This is a genomic window from Prochlorococcus marinus str. MIT 1214, assembly GCF_027359355.1.
GTDB lineage: Bacteria > Cyanobacteriota > Cyanobacteriia > PCC-6307 > Cyanobiaceae > Prochlorococcus_B > Prochlorococcus_B marinus_F.
In genome coordinates this window covers 1576557-1601113 of the sequence record NZ_CP114777.1, presented here as the reverse complement: position 1 = coordinate 1601113, position 24557 = coordinate 1576557, and the positions used below count along the sequence as shown (strand labels likewise).

Genomic DNA, 24557 nt, shown 5'->3' with positions numbered 1-24557 from the left:
AATAAAATAAATTAAGCTTCAGTGCTGATGCCTAAAGTCACCTCTGCGCACAACTCAAACCAGACTCATATCGTCTGTGATGAATTTTTTGATGGCCAGCCGCAACTTAGAACTCATCAAATCAAACATATTGATGATTATGAAATTATTCTGCCAGAGTGGTTAAAAAATTGCATTGAAAATATTCCACCGGGGATAGGAGCAAGCTGCCCAAGAGATTCAGAAGCACTTTTAGTTGCCGCATTTGACCTTGCATTTCAATTACATAAAGGGCAATACAGAAAAAGTGGCGAACCTTACATAACCCATCCAGTTGCGGTAGCGGACTTGCTAAGAGAGATAGGTGCAAGCGCTAGTGTGATTGCAGCAGTTTTTTTACATGACGTCGTCGAAGATACAGACATCACACCAGAACAACTCGAGGGGTATTTTGGTAGTGAAGTTAGATATCTAGTTGAAGGTGTAACTAAATTGGGCGGAATCCATTTTAATAATCGGACAGAAGCGCAAGCAGAAAACTTACGTAAAATGTTTCTAGCTATGGCTAGCGATATTCGAGTTGTATTGGTGAAGCTTGCAGATAGGCTACACAATATGAGAACTATTAGTTACTTAGACAAAGAGAAGCAAACACGAATAGCTAAAGAAACGAGAGAAATTTATGCTCCACTCGCAAACCGTTTAGGAATAGGACGCTTCAAATGGGAACTAGAAGACCTAGCATTTAAACTTATAGAGCCAGATCCCTTCAGAGAAATTCAACAACAAATAGCTAGTAAGCGTAGTGAAAGGGAAGAGAGATTAAATACAACTGTTCAATTACTAAAAGACCGCCTGAGCTCAGCAGGACTTAGCCAATGTGAGGTTAGTGGAAGGCCAAAGCATTTATATGGAATATGGAGCAAAATGCAAAGACAACAAAAAGAATTTCATGAAATTTTTGATGTTGCTGCTCTAAGAATTCTTGTCTCAGATGTCGAGACATGTTATCGAGCTCTTGCCGTTGTCCATGACACATTCAGACCAATTCCTGGTCGATTTAAAGACTATATAGGCCTCCCAAAAGCAAATGGATACCAGTCGCTACATACAGCTGTAATTGGCCGGCACAGACCTATTGAAGTGCAAATCAGGACTCCAGAAATGCATAGGGTTTCAGAGTTTGGAATTGCAGCTCACTGGAAGTATAAAGAAGGAGGATCTCCTGCTAATCCAGATTCAGAAAAATTTAATTGGTTACGCCAACTAGTTGAATGGCAACAAGAAGATGGGGTTAATGATCACAATGACTACCTTGCATCAATTAAAGAGGATTTATTTGATGAAGAAGTTTTTGTTTTCACTCCAAAAGGAGATGTCTTAGGATTAAGAAATGGTTCAACAGCAATCGATTTTGCTTATCGTATTCACTCTGAAGTAGGAAATCATTGCAATGGTGCTAGAATTAATGATCGTCTTTGCGTTCTATCAACACCTCTTGAAAATGGAGATTTCGTTGAGATCCTCACTCACAAGAGCTCTCATCCAAGTTTAGATTGGCTAAACTATGTAGCCACACCCACAGCTAGGAATCGCATTAGACAATGGTACAAAAAAAGTCATCGTCAAGAAACAATATTAAGAGGAAAGGAACTCCTAGAACAAGAATTTGGTCGTAAAGGAATTGATAATTTACTCAAAGGTGATGCGATAACAAAAGTTGCTGAGAGATGTAATCTAAAGTCTACGGAAGATTTATTAGCTGCACTTGGATTTGGAGCATTAACCCTACATCAAGTGATTAATAGATTTAGAGAAGAGATCAAAATACAAAACCAGCTACCTGAGGCTGAATTAAGTGATATCGAGCTGGCGAATCAAATTGGATCACAAGCAAATCTAGCTTCAAACAAATCAAAAACATCTCAAACAAAGTATTCGCCAATAGTTGGCCTTGAAGGACTTGACTATAGACTCGGGGGATGTTGTAGCCCTTTGCCAGGAGAATCAATACTCGGAACAGTTGCACTTGGTAATCATGGAATCACGATACATCGGACTAATTGTGTCAATATACAATCAGTCCCTAACAATAGAAGACTATCAGTCAAGTGGAATAGCAACACACCTATCAAAGAAGAGAAATTTCCTATTCAATTAAGAATTGAAGTTATTGATAGAGTGGGAGTACTTAAAGACATATTAATGAGACTTTCTGATAGAGGAATTAATGTAATCGATGCAAGAGTAAAGACATCTCATGGCAAACCTGCATGCATAGACCTTAGAGTTGAACTGGAAAGCGCTAATCAATTAGAAATCACTATCAATCAAATACGTTCAATGGCTGATGTCTTAGATATTGCACGGACAGGAATTAATTAACCTTATAAATAATCCGAAAGATTATTTATAACAACTGAATGATATCTAATATATAAATTTAAATTTTATTAGAAAGTTTTTTGAGTAAAAAATACAAACCAAGTCCACCAACGATTCCAGCCAAAAGACCCATACATATCGAGCCAATTATCAGTCGAGAACTTAAGTACCAACCTTGAGACCACAATTGGTTAGTAGTTATATGACTAAAATCAACTATATTTTTTTCTTTGTTAAGTATTAAAGAGCCTACTCTATAATTAAAATAATAAAGAGGAACATAAGTAAATGGGTTACTAATCCAGGTACCAACAGCCGCCAAAATACTATTTCCCCTAAAAATTTTTGCTAAAAAAACACCCATCAAGGTTTGCAAGCCAAAGAATGGGAAACAACCACTAAATATCCCCACGCCCAACCCTAATGCTCTTTGAGACGGAGAACCTTCTTGTTTCCACAGCCAAGAGATAAATTTACGAATTCTTTGTATTAGATTTAGAAAGATTTTTTTCATATTTTAAAAATCTTGGTCATAAAAAAGAAAACTAGATTTGATCTTAGTGAAGATTGCGTGATTATTGATTAATGAATTCGTTTTCCCCTACTGAAGATACTATTGCTGCAATTGCAACTGCCGTTTCTCCCGGCCAAGGAAGCATCGCTGTCATTAGGATCTCGGGCTCCTCAGCAATTGAGATAACTCAAAATATTGTTCATATCCCTGGAATGCACGATTGGGCCACTCACAAAGTGCTATACGGACATGTAACCGAAACAAATCAAAAAATATATATCGATGAAGTATTAATACTGATAATGAAAGGTCCACGAAGCTTTACAGGTGAAGATGTGGTGGAAATTCATTGCCATGGTGGAATTATTGCAGTCCAGAGGATCCTGGAAAGAATACTGGATATGCCAAGCGTTCGAAGAGCAGAACCAGGTGAATTTAGTCAACGAGCAGTACTGAATGGTCGTATAAGCCTGACTCAAGCAGAATCAATTAGCGAATTAGTCGCAGCAAGAAGTAGAAAAGCAGCAGAGCTCGCTATTAAAGGAATTGAAGGAAATATTCAAACTACGATGCTTTTAATCCGGAATCGATTGATAGAAGAACTCACGGAAATCGAAGCAAGACTAGATTTTGAAGAAGACCTTCCAATTTTAGATGAAACACAGGTAAAGAATAAAATTATCGCAATCCAAAAAGATCTTAACGAACTAATTGATAATGCTAAAAGAGGATCTTGGGTTCGTTCTGGCTTAAAAGTTGCACTGACCGGGAAACCTAATGTAGGGAAAAGCTCCTTACTTAATAGGCTTTCCAAGCAAGAAAAAGCCATTGTGACTGACCTACCTGGAACTACTAGAGACCTTTTGGAAAGTGAGATTGTTTTAGAGGGAATACCAATAACTTTTATTGATACAGCAGGTCTAAGAGAGACTACAAATATCATCGAAAAAATTGGTATTTCAAGAACTAAAAAAACTTTATTTCAAGCTGATCTCATCATATTAATCTTTGATTATTCAAACGGTTGGAATAGCCAGGATGAATCAATACTAAAACAATTACCCTTAAATATTCCACTTTTGATTGTAGGCAATAAATCTGATTTAAAGAATAATCAATCTTTTGAAAAAGTTCCAAAATATATATTAGAAAAAGAAAATCTTGTTATTATAAGTGCAAAAACCGGAAATGGAGAAGACGATCTAATTAATTACCTACTAAAAATATGTGGTTCTGATCAAATGCATGGATTCGATATTGCTCTAAATGAAAGACAACTTGATCTAGCTAAGTCAACTTTGGAATCCCTGGAAAATATTAATAAAGTTTTTGATGAAAAGCTACCATGGGATTTCTGGACGATCGATTTAAGACAAGCTATTAATTATTTAGGAGAACTAACAGGAGAGGATTTAACTGAAAGCTTACTTGATAATATATTTTCAAAATTCTGTATTGGCAAATAATCAAGCAATTTTTTTTTCGTCTAGTTATTGTCGATTGTAAAAATATAATATAAGTAATAGCAAACTCCTCCAATCAATAGAGCAACCATAATATTCACACTATGAACTACGTCCACTTGATCCAAACAGTCGAGAGTAAGCTAATTAAAGCATATGCGTAACATATCAGAAAGAAAAAATATTAAAAAATTTCTATTTTCTTAAATATATTTAAGAAAAAGATATTAGATGAAATTTAAAAAATAGAAAAAAATATTTTTTATAACTGCTTTCAGGATTGTTATAGTGATGAATGTATTTGTTGTATTGTGGATCTTCGCTCACCAAAGCTACATAAAATATTAGATACCTGGATTGAGGAAGATCTTGGTGATGGAGACCTCACAAGATCTGTCCTCAACGACAGCAGTGCATCAGCTCATTGGATTGCAAAAGAGGATGGCACTTTTTGTGGTGGAGATCTTGTCAAACTAATATTTAAAAAAATTGATCCCCAAGTTGATATTCAACTTCTATTAGAGGATGGTCAAAAGTTTGAAAAGAACCAAAAACTCCTAGAATTAAAAGGATCATCCTCTTCCTTAGTAGCAGGAGAGAGAGTAACTCTTAATGTAGCCATGCATCTTTCTGGCATTGCTACATCGACAGCTTTACTGGTAACTAAACTATCAGGATCCAATGTTAAGTTAGCAGACACACGTAAAACGACTCCAGGTCTACGAATATTCGAAAAATATGCTTTTCATTGTGGTGGCGGAATTAATCATAGACTTGGGTTGGATGATGCTGCCATGTTGAAAGAGAATCATATTGAATGGTCTCAGGGGATTAGCGAGAGTATCAAAATCTTAAAAAATACTCTTCCATGGACAAAAAAAATAATAGTCGAAGCAGAAACTCCCTCACAAGCTAAAGAAGCTGTAGAGGCAGGCGCTGATGGGATTTTACTTGATGAAATGTCTGTTCAAACCATAGAGAAATTAGTTCCAGAGTTACGTCAACTTTCAAAAATTAGTAATTCCAAATACGTCTCACAAAATATTGTTATTGAAGTTTCTGGAATCAACCCAAATAATTTGTCAGATTATGTTTTCACAGGTATTGATCTAATCTCAACTAGTGCTCCAATGACTAAAAGCAAATGGATAGATTTCAGTATGCGCTTTGACTAAACGATGAAAAAACAGTTTTCTGGCAACATCCTAAAAACAAAAAAATCTTAAAAGTATCTACCTAACCATAAACATCATGATTGAAATATCCGCCAGATTAGAAGAAGCCCTTAATAGAGCTTTCATCAAAGTATTCCCAAAAGAGGATCGCAGTTCAAAAACTTCTTCAATACTTACAGGTTCTAATTTAGTCCCCGCATCCAAGCCGGAATTTGGAGATTTTCAGATAAATTGTGCTTTATCACTGGCAAAAGAACTAAAACAAGCTCCTCGAGAAATTGCACAACAAATAGCTGATCAACTACAAAAAGATAATGATTTTGTTCAAATATGCAATCCACCACTTATTGCAGGTCCAGGTTTTATAAACCTATCTATAAATTCAAAAACACTTATATCGGAAATCCATTTTCGTCTAAATGATAAAAGATTGGGAGTGCCTCTAAAAAAATTCAGAAGTGAAAAAATAGAAGAGGGGAAAAACAATAACCGCGTGATTATTGATTTTTCCAGTCCAAACATTGCGAAAGAAATGCATGTTGGGCACTTACGATCAACAATTATTGGAGACTCATTAGCACGTGTACTTGAATTCCGTGGTTATGAAGTCTTACGACTCAATCATGTGGGGGATTGGGGTACACAATTTGGCATGCTCATCACTCATCTGAAAGAGGTTTTACCAGAGGCACTCCATACAAAAGATGCAGTGGAAATAAGCGATCTCGTGAATTTCTATCGTCAAGCAAAAAAGAGATTTGATGAAGATCAAATCTTTCAAAGTAAATCCAGAAATGAGGTTGTTAATTTACAAGCAGGTGACCAAGAAAGTCTAATTGCGTGGGAATTACTCTGCAAACAATCTAGAAAAGAGTTTCAAAAGATCTACGATCGACTTGATATCAAACTGACTGAAAGAGGTGAATCATTTTATAACAAATTTTTAGTAGAGGTTATTAATGATTTAAAAAATAAAAATTTACTAATAAATGATCAAGGAGCTCAATGTATTTTTCTTAATGGCGTAGTTGGGAAAGACGGGAAACCTCAACCAATAATTATTCAAAAAAGTGACGGAGGTTTTAATTATGCAACCACTGACTTGGCAGCGATAAAATATAGATTAACGACTCCTCCGCATGGAGATGGAGCTTTCCGGTTGATTTATGTCACAGATGCTGGTCAAGCTTCACATTTCTCTGGGGTTTTTCAAATTGCAAAGCTTGCAAATTGGATTCCTGCAGATTGTCAAATTGAGCATGTTCCCTTTGGTCTTGTGCAAGGAGAAGATGGTAAGAAGTTAAAAACTCGTTCAGGAGAAACAATTAGATTAGTAGACCTTCTGGATGAAGCAATTCAACGAGCAAGAGCAGATCTTGAAGATCGTCTCAACACTGAAAGCAGATCCGAAAATAAAAGTTTTATAGATAAAGTTTCTACGACTGTAGGGATTGCAGCCATCAAGTATGCGGATCTAAGTCAAAATAGAGTTTCGAATTACCAATTTAGTTTTGATAAGATGCTCTCTTTGCAGGGGAATACAGCACCATATTTACTTTATGCATTGGTACGAATAGCTGGAATATCGCGCAATGGTGGAGATTTAAATGTATCAAGTCAGAATATTCAGTTCAATGAACCACAAGAATGGGCCTTGATTCGCAAGCTATTGCAACTTGATTGTATTATCGCTGAAGTCGAAAAAGAACTGCTTCCTAATCGTCTCTGCGCGTATTTATTTGAATTAAGTCAGATTTTTAACAGATTCTATGATCAAGTTCCTATTTTAAAAGCAAGTGAGCCTGCAAGGACCAGTAGACTTGCTTTATGCTCTATTACTGCAGATACACTTAAACTGGGAATGAGTTTGTTAGGCATCCCTACTCTGGAAAGAATGTAATGGAAAAAACAGAAAATTCATTTGTTGATCTACCCAATCCCAGGAAAGATATCGAAGATTTACAGCCATATTCTGCACCACTGGAAGGAAGACGAAATTTACTAAGACTAGACTTTAATGAAAACACCATTGGACCAAGCCCACTAGTAATTAAATCTCTCAGAGAAATAAGCAGAGATGAAATCTCTATTTATCCTGAATACTCTGGTTTAAAAGAAAAAGTAGTAGAAACTCTAATTAAACAAAATTCAAGCGTGAATATAAACTCATCTGAAGTTGGTATTTTTAATGGAGTAGATGCAGCAATAAATGCTATTTTTCATGCCTATGGCGATTCTGATGATCTAATGCTAACAACATCGCCTACTTTTGGATATTATACTCCTTGCGCACAAATGCGAGGAATGCAAATCAACGCAATACCTTATGAGGGGAAAGATTTTCAATATCCATTTGATAGTATTTGCGAATTCATTACACAAAATAATCCAAAAATTTTACTCATCTGCAACCCGAATAACCCCACTGGAACAAGATTAAGCCCAGAAAGAATTATAGAGATCAGCAAACTTTCATCTAAAACACTAGTTGTTGTCGATGAACTTTATGAGGCATTTACAGGTGATAGTGTTCTGCCATTTGTGAATTTCCAAAATACACCTAATCTTGTTATATTAAGATCGCTTTCTAAAACTGCCGGTTTGGCAAGTTTAAGAATTGGATTTGCTATTGGTCATTCTAAAGTAATTAATATAGTGAATAGAGTGACTGGTCCTTATGACGTCAACAGCTTTGCTGTCATTGCTGCTTTTGCAGCACTTAAAGATCACTCCTATATTGATTCGTATGTAAACGCAGTACTTGAGGCTCGTACTTGGATCAAAGATCAATTCCAGAAGTACCATGTTAAGCATCATATTGATGGAGGAAACTATTTTCTACTTTGGCCAAAATCAAACCCAAAACAAGTTGAGCAAAAGTTAAAGACATCTGGAATTCTCATTAGAAATATGGATAAGAAAGAAAATCTAAAAGGCTCTATTAGAGTGAGTATTGGAACAATTGAGCAGATGAAAAGATTCTGGTCAGCTTTCAAGATTGTCGATGAAATGTAGTTTAGACTAATTTATAACGTCGATATAACTTGAGATTAACTAGGTAGCGTCTGCTATATCCAAGAAATTGGAGAGTAATTTATGACCAGATTCGGTCAATACACTCTCAGGATGAAATTGTACCCCGTATATATGCGGATAATCTTTATGAGTTATTCCCATAATTGTTTCATCCTCTAGCCAGGCTATAACCTCTAAGCATTCTGGGAATCCCTCTCTCTCCGCAATTAAGCTATGGTATCTAGTTGCCACTAAGGGATTCGGCAAATCTTTAAATATTCCAGTACCTCTATGCAAAACATTAGATGTTTTACCATGCATTAATTCATTAGCTCTGATTATTTTCCCACCAAACGCTTGAGTAATAGCTTGATGACCAAGACAAACACCAAGAGTTGGTATTTCAATTGATAGCTCAGATAAAATATCCAGACAAACTCCAGATTGATTCGGGTCTCCTGGACCAGGAGATAACAAAATCGCATCAGGATTTAAATCTTTAATCTCACTGATCGTCAGAGCATCATTACGTTCGACTCTTACTTCTGATGCAATAGGATGCTGAGAAGCTAATTCGCCCAAATATTGAACGAGGTTATAAGTGAAACTGTCATAATTGTCGATCACCAAAAACATAATTTTTAAGCCATTAAATTACTAACTGTTTAAGTAATGGAGGAAATAATAATAAAACAGCAATCAGCACCGAACTGATTGAAGCTAATAAAACTGCCCCAGCCGAACAATCTTTAGCAATTTGAGCGAGAGGATGAAATCGTTTCCCAATGGCCAAATCAACAACAGATTCAATCGCTGTATTAAGCAATTCAACAACTAACACACTAGTGGCTGTAAGGGCCATTATTGCTAAATCACTTTTATTAAGGCCTAAAAACAAGCTTAACCCAAACGCACCCAATGCAAAACCAACATGAATCCGAAAATTTCTCTGGGTGGAGAAAGCATATTTCAAGCCTTTAGCTGCATATAAAAAGCTAGTTGGTAAATCTTTAGCTATCTTCCACGATGATCTTTTATTGGGTCTTTGAAGAGTTTTAGACATGTCCCTAATTTCTCTCTCAGAGTCATTGGATATCTCAGGAACCATATTTTTGAATCTTCAACTCTTTATTTTAAAGAATACCTCTAATATCAAGAAGTTGCTCTTGAATCAAAAGCATTTTATTAAGGCTCTCTTCATCGCTATGGTCCCAACCCAAAAGGTGTAAGAGACCATGAGTAGCAAGCCATCTTAGTTCTCTAAATAAATCAGCATTATTATCTTTGGCTTGCCTGATTGCTGTCGGGACTGAGATAACTATGTCACCCAATTCGATACATTCATTACTGACACCAAAAAATGTCTCATCAATTATGGGGAATGACAGCACATCAGTACTTTTTGATTGCCCAAGCCAGACATGATTCAAATCAAAAATTTTCTTATCATTAGTTAATTCCAACCCCAAGCTAAATTGAGACGCATTTAGGACTATTTCCGGACACTTATATACTGAATTTACTTGTATGAATCTAATCCAGCTTCCTATTTCCTCAATCCATTGACTTGGATTTTTCATCAACTCCAAAGACTCACTGTTCACACAGACATCTAAATCTTGAACCGGGAAGGGTGTAAAAGAAAGGTCAACATCTAATTTAGAAGAGCTAGTCGAAAAATTCTCCATAAAGTTATTGAGGGATATGAGGTTTTCCAAGAACAGCAACTAAAAGAATAAATCCAAGGAAACCCAAAGCTGTTAAACCAAAGTGAGAAAGGCTTTGACTACCTTTTCGAACCATATTTTTCATCGCAAGTTTGACAAAACTTGGAGGTCGGGTTGCTTTCTTGGTGCCGTCATCAGAAATAATTTTATTATTCATATCCAGTTGATTTATGATTCTTCAATATTTTGCCTTAAAAGAGACTGAATAAAAATATCTATTTCCCCATTCATTACTGAATCTACATCTGTTGTCTCTTGTTCAGTACGTAAGTCTTTGACCATTTGGTACGGGTGAAAAACATAATTTCTAATTTGATTGCCCCACGCAGCCTCAACAATATCCCCTCGAATATCTGCAATCTCTGCAGCCCTTTGCTCTACTGCTATTACCATCAATTTTGATTTTAGTAGAGCCATTGCTTTGTCTTTATTTTGAAGCTGAGATCTTTCTTGTGTACATCGAACAGCAATACCTGTAGGCACATGAAGAATCCGAACTGCAGTCTCAACTTTATTTACATTTTGTCCTCCTGCACCACCTGAGCGACTTGTCGTGATTTCTAAATCTTTTTCAGGGATTTCAAGCTCAACCTCTTCATCAAGTTTAGGCATGACTTCAACTCCAGCAAAACTGGTTTGTCGCTTTCCATTTGCATTAAAAGGGGAAATTCTGACTAAACGATGGGTCCCTTTTTCATTTTGTAAAAAACCATATGCGTATACACCCTCTATCTCGATGGTGACACTTTTGATTCCCGCTTCCTCTCCCTCAGAAAGTTCATTAATAATTACTTTCATACCATTGTTTTCAGCCCAACGGGTATACATCCGTAGAAGCATTTGGGCCCAATCTTGGGCATCAGTTCCGCCAGCACCAGCATTAATTGAGAGAACTGCACCCTCCTTATCATAGGTGCCACTCAAGAGACGCTCCATCTCCCAACGTTCAAGTTCTTGCTTTAATTTCTCAAGTCCATGGTGAGCCTCCGCAAGCATTTCATCATCAGGGTCTAACTCATACAGCTCTAACGAAAGATTTGCGTCCTCAATAGCACCTCTCCATGTAATGAGTTTTTCTAACTCTGCTTTAACATCATCAAGTTGACGCATCTGTTTTTGTGCATTTTGGGGATCGTTCCAAAATTCAGGTTGCGATGCAACTTGCTCTAAGTCCTTTTTTCTGGCTAGCAATGCAGGTTCGTCAAAGACAATCCTGGGCTGTACCCAGGCGAGCAGTCAATACAGAAAGGTCTCTTTTGAAATCTGTCAGGTCTTGCAAACGAGGTAATAGAATCAATACATTAAAAGCTATCAGCATATCAACCCAAAAACTATAAATGAACAGATCAATTCACGATTCAGGCATTCCTACAGTGGAAATATACACTTGGAGATTTTGCCCATTTTGCCTACGTGCAAAAGCACTGCTAAATGAAAAAGGAGTCCAGTTCAAAGAATATTCTATTGATGGAGACAATGATGCAAGAACAAAAATGTCTGAAAGAGCAGGAGGTCGCAGAACTGTTCCACAAATATTTATTAATGGAGAAAGTATTGGAGGTTGCGACGAGCTCTATGAACTTGAGAGCAATAACAAATTAAATGAACTGATTGGAATTGGAAATTGATTCATGAAGCAACTATTTGTTCTAGATCCAATTGAAAATATTAATCCCAACAAGGATTCATCAGCAGCACTTATGCAAGCCGCATCTAGAGCCAACATAGATGTTTGGATTTGTACTCCCTCGGACCTGCAAGCACGAGGGGACGATGCATGGGTAGTTTCTAATAAAGTCAATTGTGAACCATGGATCAATGTCCATTCATCTCAAAGCCTTCCTTTAAGAGATTTCTCATGCATTTGGATGCGCAAAGATCCTCCTGTTGATGAGGCTTTTTTATATGCAACTCATTTATTAGAAGTTGCAGAAAGAGATGGTGTCAATGTAATTAATAAACCTGCATCACTGAGAGCTTGGAATGAAAAGTTAGGAGCTTTAAGGTTTAGTGATTTAATGGCTCCCACTCTTGTGGCGAGTAGGGTGGAACAACTAATTACATTTGCAAAAGAGTACGGAGAGGTTGTTTTGAAACCACTCGGAGGGAAAGGTGGACAAGGAGTTATACGAATTGCAAAAGATGCTCCAGGCTTAGAGGCATTACTCGAACTGGTTACTTCACAAGAACATTTGCCAGTGATGATGCAACAATTTTTACCAGAAGTAATAAATGGTGATAAAAGAATACTTTTGGTTAATGGAGAGCCATTAGGTGCAATTAATAGACGTCCCAAAAAAGGAGACTTTAGAAGCAACCTCGCTTTAGGTGGAACAGCTGAGATAACTAAATTAACTCCTAAAGAAATAGAGATATGCGATCATATAAAGCCTGCTTTAAAAGATGAAGGGCTCTTTTTTGTTGGTATAGATGTTATTGGGGGGATGCTAAGTGAGATTAATGTTACGAGTCCAACTGGCATTAGAGAAGTAGAAAATCTAATGAATATTCCCTTAGCAGATCAAGTGATTAATTATCTTATAGATCATTTGAACAATTAACCCTATCTAAGTTTAATTGATTTCTTAAAACTTCAAATTTCAAAGCCACCTCTTGCAGTTCCCCCTCAACAGTTGAGCCTTTTACTAGGCCAGCACCAGCAAATAATTTAAGTTCATAGCCTTTCACATGTCCGTAACGAATGGCCACCCTAAATTCTGAATTTTGATTTTTATCTATCCATCCTATTGGAGAAGCATATGTTTGACGGTCAAATGGTTCCAAAGCTCGCAACCAACTCAAAGATTTACTCAAAGGTAATCCGGCAACTGCAGGAGTTGGATGAAGAGCTTCAACTAAGTCAAGAGGAGACTTTTCTTTGACACACGCTTGAATAAGAGTATGCAAATGAATTAAATGGCCTTGAGTAATTAATTTTGGTTGAGGGGAATGACTTGCGTTAATACCTTTTCTTAAAAGTTGTTCGACAATAGAGTTAACTACAAAATGGTGTTCTCTTAAATCTTTAGAAGATGCAAGTAATTCTTTTCCATCATCACCCTTTTTTGCAGTACCTGCCAAAGCATCGATTAGTAATTGATTATGATTAAGACTTATCAATCTCTCAGGTGATGCCCCAAAAAATGACTCATCATGATTTTTTTGCCATAGGAATCGACAACTATTAGTTTGCTGAACTCTTAGGCGAGCAAGTAAGTTCAGCGGATCTAATGGTTTTCTGAGGGAAAGGCGTTGTCTTGTAGCCAATACAAGCTTATCCAAATCACCTGCATTGATTAATTCGATCCCTTTAGCCAAGGCGTCTCGATATTGAGATTTCCAATCATTAGAACAATTATCGACTAAGAAATTTTCTTTTAAATCATGGAAAATTCGGACTGGTGATCTATTTATCTTTTCTCGAATTGACCATAATCTTTCTACTGATTCACGAACATCTGAAGGATTTAGGGCAACTGAATTCAAACGTAACCATGTCAATCCATCTTTTGCAGTTAATTGCCACTTAGGCAAAACAGCCTGCAGGGAAAATTTATCATCAATTGATTTTTCATTACTCTTAATTTGATCAAAAAAAGAGAATGAAAATAGAATCTTTGATGCTGAAAATTCTGGACTTGGAGAAGTATCTATCAATCGAGTAAAAATCTCATCACTAAACCTTTGTGCATTTTCAAACCTCTTTGGTCCAGATAAATCCAAAGATTGACAATGTCCTCCAGCAGAAATGCACAATCCGGGAGATAGATCCCAAAGAAATCTAAACTGATGTTTTTCAGCAATTAAAGGTAATGTCGTTAAAGGGTCTGCTTGACTTACAGGAACAGAAATGCTCAAAATACATTCATCAACTTTTCGTTGACTCCAGTTCCGAAGAGAACTAACTAAAAGCTCACTAAAGACGGGTTCTAAATTCATAACCAATTAGTGCCTTTAGACACAAATAAACCAATACAAGAACTGCTGCCTAGGCTTAAGGAAGGAAACAAGAAAAAAACAGAACAGGTTATTTTACCAGTGAAGTCTTCTAGAACTGAAAAGAAACAGCTTTGGCAAGCCGCAATAAAGTGGCCATTATATTCAGTCGCAATAATGCCTGTAATTTTATCTGCAGCATGGATACTAGGGAATAGCGGCAATATTCGTCTGGGGCAATTCATCTGTTTTCTAATTGCCTCTATCTTGATTTTGCTTTGGGAGAATCTTACCAATGATCTTTTTGACGATGAAACTGGAGTTGACAAATACAAATTCCACTCTGTAGTAGCTTTAACAGGTAATAAAACCACTGTAAGTCGAGTTGCATATTTTTCTCTTTTATTGGGTTTATTTATCATATTTATCCTTGCTCTAAAAAGTAAAATAACAGTACTTTTTTTGGTCTTACTTTGTTGTTTCCTTGGATATTTATATCAAGGGCCACCATTTAGGCTGGGATATAAGGGGTTGGGAGAACCCCTCTGCTGGATTGCCTTTGGCCCGCTTGCTACAGCTGCGGCACTAATTGTTGTTTCTCCAAAATCCAATTTTCATACCATCCCCTGGGGAACAGCACTGATGGTTGGAGCAGGTCCAGCAATGGCGACCACTTTAGTTCTATTCTGTTCGCATTTTCATCAAATCAATCAAGATGCTGCTGTCGGTAAAAAATCACCCTTAGTTATTTTAGGCACTCATCGAGCGGCAGAATTTTTACCGTGGTTCGTTGGTCTAATATTTTTATTAGAATTACTACCTGTACTACTTGGAATATGGCCAATAACGACTCTTTTATGTTTAATTAGCCTTCCTTCAGGCATAGATCTTATTAAATTAATTAAAAGACATCACAACCAACCTGAGCGTATTAAAAACAGTAAGTTTTTAGCTTTACGCTTTCAGACAATTAATGGTTTATGCTTGAGTATAGGTTTTGCTATATCCTCATTTTTTTATAATTAATTTTTGATTTTATTGAATCATGAAATTAATAATTAATATCAAGCCATTTTCATTTCAACTAACAAGAAAGTTAATAACCTCGCAAGGAATTATTCATAACAAGGTAGGTTTATTGTTGCAAATAAAAGACTCAAATGGAAATTACGGATGGGGGGAAGTTTCACCTATTGAGAAAAAGGAATTACAAAAGAGTATCGAAAGTCTTAATTTTATTGGGAAACAAACTACAAAAGATTCAATAGAAAATTATTTATTTGAATTGCCAGGAGCACTTGCTTTCGGATTAGGATCCTGCTTAGCCGATTTAGAAAATCTCACTCAAAGGAAGTTAAATCTTGAAGGTTTTGACGTCGCAAAATCAGCTTATCTTTTACCTACAGATATTGATCCATTAGAGTCAATACGTAAATATATAGATGAATCAAATGAGAAGAAAAGTTCTTGTACAATAAAATGGAAAGTATCTCACCTAGAAAATAACTTTAAGGAAGAAAAAACATTACAAAAAATCTTAGACATTTTACCAAATAATTTTAAACTTAGAATTGATCCAAATGGAGGTTGGAGTCGCCAAAAAGCACAAGAATGGATTAACGAACTCAAAAACGAACCTCGTTTGGAATGGATTGAACAGCCACTCCCATCAAAAGATATTGAAGGTTTATTTTCATTGGCCACTCAAATTCCAATCGCACTAGATGAATCTTTGGTTGAATTTCCATATTTACGAAAAACATGGAAAAGTTGGAAAATACGTCGCCCTGCATTAGATGGTGATCCGAGATTACTGTTAAAAGAAATAGAACAAGAAGATAGTCAAACAGTCATAAGCACAGCTTTTGAAACTGGTATTGGGAGAAGGTGGGTTAATCACCTCGCTGCCAGACAAGTCAAAGGGGGAAATCCTTGTGCACCTGGACTTGCACCTGGATGGTGCCCAAAAGGCCCACTCTTCAACAACAATCCGAAATTAGTCTGGGAAGCCGTATGACCAAAATTGCAGTTGTAGAATGTATTCCTGAAAAAAACCTGGACTGTTCAAAAGAAATTTTAAAGAATTTTGAAAAGCATAACTGGGTATATCTAGCGCCTCCAAAAGATCAAACGAAAATCCCCACATCGTCAACCTTACCTGAAGGAGAAGGAATAATCATTTCAAGCGGGGGCAGCCTTGGAGGGCCAAATCTTTGTTTACAATCACTTAAAAATCTCACGAATTCGGCTTTATCAACCGGAAAGTGGTTAAAGAATCATGGCCTTAAGCCAAATGAATGCATCATTCTCAATTCACTACCTTTACATCATATAAGTGGTTTCATGCCATGGTGGAGACATCAGACTTGGGAATCTGGGTATTACTGGATTTCAAATTCTATAATGCATAAACCTTTTCAACTTAAGCAATTTAGTGAAGCATTAACTAATAAACATAGACGTCCATTAATTACATCCCTAGTTCCAACTCAATTATTATCTTTGATAGATAATACTGATGGTTTAAAATGGCTTCAATCCCTTGCTGTGATATGGGTTGGAGGAGCTTCCATCCCTATAGACCTTGCTGAAAAAGCACGCAGAAAGTCTATTAATTTAGCTCCTTGTTATGGGGCCACCGAAACAGTAGCAATGGTGACTTGTCTTAGTCCTAAAGACTTTTTAAATGGAAGTAATAGTGTTGGGTTCCCTCTCGAAGATGTTGAGATAGAGATCAACAAAAGAAATTCACTTAAGATTAAAACCAGTAGGATTGCAACTTCAAAATGGAAGAATAATAAATTCGAATCAATTAAAGACTCAAATGGATGGTGGGAAGCAGGCGATCTAGCACAATACATCACTCTCGACAATAGAAAAGCAATACAAATCCTAGGTAGAAGAGATTCAGCTATAAATTCGGGCGGTGAAACGATTTTTCCAGAAGATATCGAAATGGAATTAATGAAAATAATCTCAAAAAATCAAATCCCAATTCAAGATATTTTTGTACTAGGAGTTAGTGACAAGAAATGGGGACAACGTTTAGTTGCCTTAACAAAATTCAAAGAGAAAGAACTCAATAGATATCCAATCATTTCACTTCTGAATGATCTCATTGAAGACTGGCAACCATCCAAAAAACCACTGAACTGGTACGATTGTCCAAAACTTTCAAGAAATATCAATAAAAAATGGGAAATAAAAAAATGGCAAGATTGGATAGCCTTTAATAGACCTATTAACTAAAAATTCGAACTAGATTCATGAAGCCACAAATTTATTTGTTTAGATAATGCACATTTTTTTCTAGTAATTGGATTTATCGATACATGTTTTATATTTATCGTACCGATTTGCTCTTCATTCTTTTTAAATTCAAATCGAAGTACAAATGAAGAATCATTTATCTTCTCTGTTTCAAGTTCAATATTTATAGTATCTCCAACATAAAGTGGTTGAAAATAATTTGCTTCACAATGAACAACTGGTAAAGCTACATCTAGTTGGCTTGTATTGATTTCGTTTGTAGGAAAAATATCTTTCAAAGCTATTCCATATTTTTCTAAACTTTCTTCCCAAGTTTCATGACACCATCTAAATAATTCAAGAAAGTGAACCACACCTGCAGCATCTGTTTCACCAAAACGAACTGTTCGTTTCAAACATAACCATTCTCTAGGATTACGCTTGTCCAAAAACCTATCTATCAACAGAACCCATAATCACATCAATCGAACCTAAGATTGCCATTATATCAGCGACCTTGGCTCCCTTAAGTATGTGAGGAAGTATCTGCAAATTATTTGAGTCAGCTGCTCTAATTTTAAACCGCCAAGGGGTTACATCATTATTACCTTGAATAAATACTCCTATCTCTCCTTTTCCAGACTCAAGGCGTGTATATAATTCACCATTAGGAATCTTAAAAGTCGGTGCAACTTTCTTGGCTACATATTGATAATCAAAGCCCGATAAATCACCTTTTTTCCCCTCAACTGTTCTTTGTGCCTCAAGATTCTCTGTTGGCCCCCCAGGAATCATCTCACAAGCTTGTCGTAATATTTTTAATGACTGTCTCATTTCTTCAATACGAACTCTATATCTTGCATAACAATCACCCTCTTTCTCCCATGCAATATCCCATTCAAAATCGTCATAGCATTCATAATGATCTACCTTTCTCAAATCCCACGGGACACCTGCCGCCCTAAGCATTGGGCCAGAAAGACTCCAGTTAATCGCTTGCTCTTTTCCTATAACTCCTAAACCTTCTATACGTCTACGAAAAATAGGATTATTAGTAATCAATTTTTCATACTCATCAATTTTTGGACCAAACCAGTCACAAAAATCTTTGCATTTTTCTAACCAACCCCAAGGCAAATCACATGCAACGCCGCCAATACGGAAATAATTATTATTAATCAATCTCTGACCAGTTGCAGCCTCCCATAAATCGTAAATCATCTCTCTTTCTCTAAAAATATAAAAGAAAGGAGTTTGAGCTCCGACATCAGCCAAAAATGGACCTAACCATAGCAAATGGTTAGCGATCCTATTTAACTCAAGCATTATCGCTCTGATATAACTTGCTCTCTTGGGTACCTTTATATTTGCTAAACGCTCAGGGGCATTAACAACAATGGCTTCATAAAACATACCAGCCGCATAATCCATGCGACTCACGTAAGGAACAAACATAACGTTTGTTCTATTCTCAGCAATTTTCTCCATCCCTCGATGCAAGTAACCAATAACTGGTTCACAATCAACAACATCCTCTCCATCAAGGGTTACTACTAATCGCAATACCCCATGCATTGATGGATGATGTGGCCCAAAGTTGACCACCATTGGCTCAGTACGCGTTTCAAGCTGCGTCATTGGGCCCAACCAAAGCAATGTCTAGATACTAGTAAAAACTTATGAAAGAAGGGCCAATTAGTTCAAGTTCTAACTTTAATCATATCCCTGTAATGGGGAAAGAAATAATTCGCTCATTAAAGGAATTACCAAGTGAATTAACAAAAAAAGGATTAATTATTGATGCAACCATTGGAGGCGGGGGACATTCCGCTCAAATACTCGAAAATTTCCCTGGAATCAAAATTATTGGGCTGGATCAAGACCCAATGGCTATAAAAGCAGCATCAAAAAAATTAATTAAATTCGGAACAAGAATAGAAATAATCTCTACAAACTTCGCAGACTTTTCACATCACGAACAAGCCATTTGTGTCCTAGCGGATCTTGGAGTTAGTAGTCATCAACTTGATGAGCCTTCACGAGGTTTTAGCTTTCGTTTAAATGGTCCAATAGATATGCGTATGAATCCCAAAGAGGGTTCAAGTGCAGCCGAACTTATTGAAACTCTCTCTGAGCAAAATCTAGCTGATTTAATATATGAATTAGGCGAAGAAAAACGATCTAGGCGTATTGCAAGAAAAATAAAAAATGATCTAGCTGAAAATGGACCATACTCTGGAACTCAAGACCTTTCTTATGCAATTGCAGGATGCTTCCCCCCCAAGCAAAGACATGGTCGAATTCATCCCTCAACAAGAACTTTTCAGGCTTTAAGAATAGCTGTCAATAATGAATTAGGCTCTCTCGAAAGTTTACTTTTAAAAGCTCCAAACTGGTTGTTAGAGAATGGATTATTTATGGTAATGAGTTTTCATTCACTAGAAGATAGAAGAGTAAAATCGAGCTTTAAGACAGACAATAGATTGAAAGTACTATCTAAAAAGCCTATCAGAGCAAGCCCAGAAGAAATAGAATTAAATCCAAGAAGTAAAAGTGCAAAGTTAAGAATTTCTGCAAAGCAATTCTTAACTTAGGCTTAAATTATTGTCTAAGATTAATCACTATATTCGTAATAATATTAATAGCCTTATTGATATCTTTCTCCGTAGTATTTCTCCCAATACTCATCCTTATTGACGCTTCAGCATGTTTTTTGCTGAGCCCTATCTCCTGCAGAACATGAGAAGCGTCACCATTACTACAAGCTGAACCACTAGTACAAAAAATAAACCTTCTTAATTGACCATGCAATTGACTTCCCTTCACGCCAGGGAAAGTGATATTGAGATTATGAGGCAATCTTTGATCAATAGATCCATTAACTATCAATCCAGAAATATTCTTTTTTAATCCACTCAACAATAAGTTTCTAAAAAACAAAAGTCTCTTGTTCCTCTCATCCTGATCATTTTTTGTTATTTCGACTGCCTTTGCAAAGCCAACAATTAACGGGACAGGGAGCGTGCCGGATCTTAATCCAAGCTCCTGGCCTCCTCCATATTGACATGGTTCAAGAGGGAATCCTTCCCTAATCACCAAAGCCCCAATACCTTTAGGTCCATAGATTTTGTGAGCACTCAAACTCATCAAATCAATGCGAAATTTATCGGGGTCTAAATCTAAGTATCCAAAGGCTTGAGCGGCATCAGTATGAAAAGCGATTCCCTTTCTCTTACAAAAAGACCCAATTTCACCAATAGGTTGCAAAACCCCTATCTCATTATTTGCAGCCATGACGCTAACCAGAAAAGTATCTTTTTCAAAAGCTTCAGAAAGTTGTTCAATATTGATTAAACCCTCTTTATTCGGTTGTAATTCTGTCAAGCGAAACCCTTCTTTTTGAAGCTGCCTAAGCGGATCAAGGACTGCATGATGTTCAGTTGAAACGGTAATTATGTGTCCAGGTTTTCCAATCAGTTGTGCTTTAGCTCTTGCATGTCCAACTAAACCCAAGTTATTCGCTTCTGTTGCCCCACTCGTGAAAATTAATCTTTTCGGATTGATGTTCAAATATGAAGCTATTTTTTCACGAGATACTTCAACTGCAGCTGAAGCAAAAACACCGGATCGATTATTAGTATTAGAGGGATTACCCCACAACTCATTCCAATAAGGAGCCATCTCCTCAACAACCTTCGTACAACATGGTGTTGAAGACTGAAAATCAAAAATTAGGTGATTATTATCCATTGATTCATTCGTTAATCTAAATAATAAGAGAGGAATAAAGGTTAATATCCTCCTAAAAAGCTCTAGAAGTCCAATTTTATGAGTGACCCCAATCCATCAACACAAGAAGTTTCTCAAACTCCAAGGATATTACTTGTCGATGACGAGCCCGGTTTAAGAACTGCTGTTCAGGCCTATCTTGAAGATGAAGGATTTCAAGTTACAACCGCTGTCGATGGAGAAGAGGGATGGGAAAAAGCTCAAAAAATGATCCCTGATGTAATTATCAGTGACGTCATGATGCCTAGATGTGATGGTTATGGGCTTTTAAAAAAAATTAGAGAAGATGAAAGACTTGGAGGTACACCTGTCATTTTCCTTACTGCTAAAGGTATGACTGCTGATAGGACTCAGGGGTATCAAGCAGGTGTAGACGATTACATGCCAAAACCATTTGATCCAGATGAGCTAGTTGCAAGAGTTAAGAATGTAGTTCAGCGGCAAGAGCGACTATTAACTGAAGCAGCCAGATTTGCTAATGCTGATGTTGGCCAAATGGCAAAACAGATTACAGAAATAAAATCAATGCTTAGCCATGGGGATAAAAACAACTCACGCAAAGATGATTCGATTCCTAATTTCACCCCAAGAGAGGCAAGCGTTTTGCAACTAGTAGCGGAAGGTTTAATGAACAAAGAAATTGCAAGACAACTTGAGACTTCTATCCGCAATGTAGAGAAATATGTGAGTCGATTATTTATTAAAACCGGTACTTCCAGTAGAACAGAACTAGTTAGATATGCACTTGAAAATCATTTAGTTACCTAAATATGTTTTGAAAAATTAAAATTTTAGATCTCTAGGATTTCACAAATTCTATTAATTTCGAAAAATAAAAAGGAGCTTGATTCAACTTGCTTTTGACAACTTTAAAGCCAGATTGCTTTGCAGCTTCGATAATTCCGGACTCCCTTAATGTATAGGCCCTAGTAGTTTTACTTGGTCCAGGGAATAGCTGACCAATACCTTTCAAAAGGGCTAGTAAAGGAGTATATGGTGCAAAGCTAACAATTAATCTCTCATCAGATAATTCACATAGATGTTTCACCATTGCCTCAGCCTCCTGTTGAGGGTAGTGAATGAAAACATCTAAGCAAATAACTGTATTAAATGAACCTTTTAAATTTTCTAAATCAGATGTGCGAAAATTCAGCTTATTGAAGTCCAAACCTTCTTCCTTTGCCCTACTTTTTGTCTCATTTATCATAGCTTCAGAAATATCACTTAAATGAATTGATTTAGCACCCAATTTTGCCAATGGAATACTTAAACTACCAACACCACAGCCAGCATCACAAAAACTTTTATCCTTGATATTGTCATACTCTTTCAACCAACTAATGACATCATCAACTGTCTTTTGGTGACCTATCCTTATATTTTTTTGCACTTTATTTACATCATCACTTTCGCTATATATTCGATTCCATCTATCAAACCCAGTCCCATTAAAATATTCAGTGACTTCCGCCTTTTCATTTTTCTCAATTTGCGTTGTCATTTAATCAGATAATTACCTCTTACCAATCTTACGCAGCCAACTGCCAAGACAACTGATGATTACAAGAATTCATTTTCCATCTAAGTAAAGACTTAATATTTTTTCCAATAAAAAAAGATTTTGCAGTCATTTTGTTCTGACTTAATACCATACGTGGAGCAAGTGTTGCCATCCAAATAGCAGCAGAGGGATCATTAATCCAATTTGCTATTTTTTTGCATGCGTCTAGTAAAGGCAAAGTGGATCCTGCAATTGTTTCATTTGGAAGTCTGCATAAACCATTTTCTACTGTTATCAAGCGTTTATCCCAATTAAACGATCCATCTCCTAAACCATAAGCTGATATTGCATCGCTAACTAATACAATTTGCTTTGGTGCAAGTATCTTTAAAAGCCTAATCATATCTGAATGAACATGAACACCATCACCTATCAATCCTAGGAAAATATCGTCTCTTCTTGCAGCCGCTCCTATAGGTCCAATAGCTCGATGATGTAAACCTTTCATTGCATTAAAAGTATGCGTAATCATGCTCACACCATTATTAAAAGCTTTTATCGCTGAATCAAAATCAGCTGAAGAATGTCCCAGTGAAACAACGATATTTAATTCTCTTAGACGAGAAATTACATCCAAAGAACCTTTTAATTCTGGAGCCAATGTCATTAGTGCTATGTCTTCTTCAAATCCCTTTATTCTCTCATTTAAAGCAGAAATACTAGGTCTACAAATACTTCCTGTGTCATGTGCTCCAGAATATGTCTCACATAAAAAAGGTCCTTCCATATGGGCGCCAAGTAGTCGACATCGATTTGTTGAAGTATATTTTTTCGTTTCCTTTAAGACCTCCATTCCTAATTGAAATTGATCTAGAGAACAACTAACAAAAGTTGGACAAATTCCTTCAACTCCATCTAGCCAAAGTTGATCAAGCAATGTTAATAATTTAGGTATTTTATTAAAATTTAAATCTGTAAATGAGATCCCTAAACCTCCATTCATTTGAAGATCAATCGCTCTAGGACTTAGCCAATCTCCATGCCAATCTTCGTCATAACTTGATTCCCTCTTGCAAGTTTTATCAATAGAAAGAATAATTCCATGTTCATCTAAAACTAGTGAAAATAAATTATTTTCATCTTCGCTTTTATCTGGTTGAGGTACTTTAATGTTTGTAATCTTTCTCATTTCTTAAAAACTAAAAATAATTAATGCAGAATTCTTAAATAATTGGCATTATAAAAATGAGATTTATAGAATTGACAATTGTCTTTAACTGAAGCTAATACATTTAAGCAAGTAGCTGTAGTAATGGGTAGTGATTCAGATCTTAAAACTCTTAAGCCTGCGGTGGCAATTCTAGATCAATTTGGCATATCTAATGAAGTAAGGATTCTGTCTGCTCATAGGACTCCAAAAGAAATGATGGATTTTGCTCAAATGGCAGAATCAAATGGTTTTGGAGTGATAATTGCTGGGGCTGGCGGGGCTGCTCATCTACCAGGAATGATCGCATCTCTTACAACCCTTCCTGTCATAGGCGTTCCCGTCAAAAGCAAGGCACTTTCAGGGATAGATTCTATGTATTCAATCTTGCAAATGCCCTCAGGCATCCCCGTAGCAACAGTTGCCATAGAAGGGGGCCTAAATGCTGGCCTTTTGGCTACTCAAATTTTAGCCATCAACAATACTGAATTAAAAAATAAATTAAACGCCTACAGATGTGAGCTGCACGACCTTGTCGTTAAAAAAGATCACACACTTAAAGAGATTGGAGCTATAACTTATCTAGAACAAATGTAATTAATTTTCCATTAACTTAC

Annotated in this window: 25 protein-coding genes; 13 read left to right on the top strand and 12 right to left on the bottom strand. The window is 36.4% G+C overall.

The genetic code is table 11. The features are described from left to right. Positions 1-27: 27 nt before the first annotated feature. Positions 28-2364: a RelA/SpoT family protein gene (locus O5639_RS08805; RefSeq protein ID WP_269624165.1), complete on the top strand. Its 2337-nt coding sequence runs from the start codon at positions 28-30 to the stop codon at positions 2362-2364. Positions 2365-2422: 58 nt separating this feature from the next. Here O5639_RS08805 and O5639_RS08800 read toward each other — a convergent pair whose 3' ends face one another. Further along, a complete protein-coding gene (locus O5639_RS08800; RefSeq protein WP_269624164.1) occupies positions 2423-2878 on the bottom strand; it encodes a DUF2062 domain-containing protein in 456 nt (151 codons plus the stop codon). Positions 2879-2949: 71 nt separating this feature from the next. Here O5639_RS08800 and mnmE point away from each other — a divergent pair, with 71 nt between their 5' ends. The 4 genes from mnmE to O5639_RS08780 all read left to right on the top strand — a co-directional run bounded on the left by mnmE (position 2950) and on the right by O5639_RS08780 (position 8531). Beyond that, entirely contained in the window at positions 2950-4344 is a 1395-nt protein-coding gene (gene mnmE, locus O5639_RS08795; RefSeq protein WP_269624163.1) for a tRNA uridine-5-carboxymethylaminomethyl(34) synthesis GTPase MnmE, read from the top strand. A gap of 308 nt (positions 4345-4652) precedes the next feature. Beyond that, on the top strand, positions 4653-5516 hold the full coding sequence (nadC, locus tag O5639_RS08790; RefSeq protein WP_269624162.1) for a carboxylating nicotinate-nucleotide diphosphorylase: 864 nt from the start codon (positions 4653-4655) through the stop codon (positions 5514-5516). Between the two features lie 76 nt (positions 5517-5592). Further along, positions 5593-7416 (top strand): arginine--tRNA ligase, encoded by a 1824-nt coding sequence (gene argS, locus O5639_RS08785; protein ID WP_269624161.1) that lies wholly within the window; start codon positions 5593-5595, stop codon positions 7414-7416. Then, positions 7416-8531 carry a pyridoxal phosphate-dependent aminotransferase gene (locus O5639_RS08780; protein ID WP_269624160.1) on the top strand — a complete coding sequence of 372 codons (1116 nt, stop codon included), beginning with the start codon at positions 7416-7418 and terminating at the stop codon, positions 8529-8531. The genes argS and O5639_RS08780 overlap by 1 nt, the downstream gene beginning before the upstream one ends. A 39-nt stretch (positions 8532-8570) precedes the next feature. Here O5639_RS08780 and O5639_RS08775 read toward each other — a convergent pair whose 3' ends face one another. From O5639_RS08775 to prfB, 5 genes are all read right to left on the bottom strand, one after another. Beyond that, positions 8571-9167, bottom strand: coding sequence for an anthranilate synthase component II (locus tag O5639_RS08775; protein ID WP_269624159.1), 597 nt, complete (start codon positions 9165-9167; stop codon positions 8571-8573). 13 nt (positions 9168-9180) lie between these two features. Next, positions 9181-9639, bottom strand: a complete 459-nt coding sequence (locus O5639_RS08770; protein WP_269624158.1) for a diacylglycerol kinase family protein — start codon at positions 9637-9639, stop codon at positions 9181-9183. A 25-nt stretch (positions 9640-9664) separates the two neighbouring features. Beyond that, entirely contained in the window at positions 9665-10219 is a 555-nt protein-coding gene (gene ybeY, locus O5639_RS08765) for an rRNA maturation RNase YbeY (RefSeq protein WP_269624157.1), read from the bottom strand. A 4-nt stretch (positions 10220-10223) separates the two neighbouring features. Then, positions 10224-10415, bottom strand: a complete 192-nt coding sequence (locus O5639_RS08760) for a DUF3285 domain-containing protein (protein ID WP_269624156.1) — start codon at positions 10413-10415, stop codon at positions 10224-10226. 11 nt (positions 10416-10426) lie between these two features. Then, a protein-coding gene (gene prfB, locus O5639_RS08755) for a peptide chain release factor 2 (RefSeq protein WP_269625540.1) occupies positions 10427-11537 on the bottom strand; the annotation gives its coding sequence in 2 pieces (ribosomal slippage) (positions 10427-11461 and positions 11463-11537; 1110 coding nt in all). Between the two features lie 58 nt (positions 11538-11595). On the opposite strand from prfB, the gene grxC reads away from it, so the two are divergent. Beyond that, a complete protein-coding gene (gene grxC / locus O5639_RS08750; protein WP_413389685.1) occupies positions 11596-11886 on the top strand; it encodes a glutaredoxin 3 in 291 nt (96 codons plus the stop codon). Positions 11887-11889: 3 nt separating this feature from the next. Further along, the gene (gshB, locus tag O5639_RS08745) at positions 11890-12819 is read left to right on the top strand and encodes a glutathione synthase (RefSeq protein WP_269624155.1); all 930 of its coding nucleotides are present in this window, start codon (positions 11890-11892) and stop codon (positions 12817-12819) included. Here the strand turns inward: gshB and O5639_RS08740 are convergent. Then, positions 12797-14197: an isochorismate synthase gene (locus O5639_RS08740; protein ID WP_269624154.1), complete on the bottom strand. Its 1401-nt coding sequence runs from the start codon at positions 14195-14197 to the stop codon at positions 12797-12799. The genes gshB and O5639_RS08740 overlap by 23 nt on opposite strands. A gap of 99 nt (positions 14198-14296) precedes the next feature. On the opposite strand from O5639_RS08740, the gene menA reads away from it, so the two are divergent. The 3 genes from menA to O5639_RS08725 are packed head-to-tail and all read left to right on the top strand — an operon-like array spanning position 14297 to position 17443. Further along, positions 14297-15220, top strand: coding sequence for a 2-carboxy-1,4-naphthoquinone phytyltransferase (gene menA / locus O5639_RS08735; RefSeq protein WP_269625538.1), 924 nt, complete (start codon positions 14297-14299; stop codon positions 15218-15220). Positions 15221-15239: 19 nt separating this feature from the next. Beyond that, positions 15240-16211: an o-succinylbenzoate synthase gene (gene menC / locus O5639_RS08730; protein ID WP_269624153.1), complete on the top strand. Its 972-nt coding sequence runs from the start codon at positions 15240-15242 to the stop codon at positions 16209-16211. Continuing rightward, complete coding sequence (locus tag O5639_RS08725; protein WP_269624152.1) at positions 16208-17443, top strand: AMP-binding protein; 1236 nt, start codon at positions 16208-16210, stop codon at positions 17441-17443. The genes menC and O5639_RS08725 overlap by 4 nt, the downstream gene beginning before the upstream one ends. Here O5639_RS08725 and O5639_RS08720 read toward each other — a convergent pair. Both O5639_RS08720 and O5639_RS08715 read right to left on the bottom strand, forming a co-directional pair. After that, a complete protein-coding gene (locus O5639_RS08720; protein WP_269624151.1) occupies positions 17440-17892 on the bottom strand; it encodes an acyl-CoA thioesterase in 453 nt (150 codons plus the stop codon). The two genes, O5639_RS08725 and O5639_RS08720, sit on opposite strands and share 4 nt — an antisense overlap. Before the next feature lie 4 nt (positions 17893-17896). After that, positions 17897-19081: an NAD(P)H-quinone oxidoreductase subunit H gene (locus tag O5639_RS08715; RefSeq protein WP_011294173.1), complete on the bottom strand. Its 1185-nt coding sequence runs from the start codon at positions 19079-19081 to the stop codon at positions 17897-17899. A gap of 41 nt (positions 19082-19122) precedes the next feature. Here O5639_RS08715 and rsmH point away from each other — a divergent pair, with 41 nt between their 5' ends. Then, on the top strand, positions 19123-20037 hold the full coding sequence (gene rsmH, locus O5639_RS08710) for a 16S rRNA (cytosine(1402)-N(4))-methyltransferase RsmH (protein ID WP_269624150.1): 915 nt from the start codon (positions 19123-19125) through the stop codon (positions 20035-20037). A gap of 7 nt (positions 20038-20044) precedes the next feature. Here the strand turns inward: rsmH and O5639_RS08705 are convergent, their stop codons facing one another. Next, on the bottom strand, positions 20045-21193 hold the full coding sequence (locus O5639_RS08705) for a cysteine desulfurase family protein (protein ID WP_269624149.1): 1149 nt from the start codon (positions 21191-21193) through the stop codon (positions 20045-20047). A gap of 78 nt (positions 21194-21271) precedes the next feature. On the opposite strand from O5639_RS08705, the gene O5639_RS08700 reads away from it, so the two are divergent. Next, positions 21272-22000, top strand: a complete 729-nt coding sequence (locus O5639_RS08700) for a response regulator transcription factor (RefSeq protein WP_269612110.1) — start codon at positions 21272-21274, stop codon at positions 21998-22000. A 31-nt stretch (positions 22001-22031) separates the two neighbouring features. Here the strand turns inward: O5639_RS08700 and bchM are convergent, their stop codons facing one another. Both bchM and O5639_RS08690 read right to left on the bottom strand, forming a co-directional pair. Then, positions 22032-22733 (bottom strand): magnesium protoporphyrin IX methyltransferase, encoded by a 702-nt coding sequence (bchM, locus tag O5639_RS08695; protein WP_011294169.1) that lies wholly within the window; start codon positions 22731-22733, stop codon positions 22032-22034. A gap of 28 nt (positions 22734-22761) precedes the next feature. Then, on the bottom strand, positions 22762-23922 hold the full coding sequence (locus O5639_RS08690) for an N-acetylglucosamine-6-phosphate deacetylase (RefSeq protein ID WP_269624148.1): 1161 nt from the start codon (positions 23920-23922) through the stop codon (positions 22762-22764). Positions 23923-24000: 78 nt separating this feature from the next. Between O5639_RS08690 and purE the strand changes: the two genes are divergently transcribed. Beyond that, positions 24001-24537, top strand: coding sequence for a 5-(carboxyamino)imidazole ribonucleotide mutase (purE, locus tag O5639_RS08685; protein ID WP_269624147.1), 537 nt, complete (start codon positions 24001-24003; stop codon positions 24535-24537). The last annotated feature ends 20 nt before the right edge of the window (positions 24538-24557 follow it).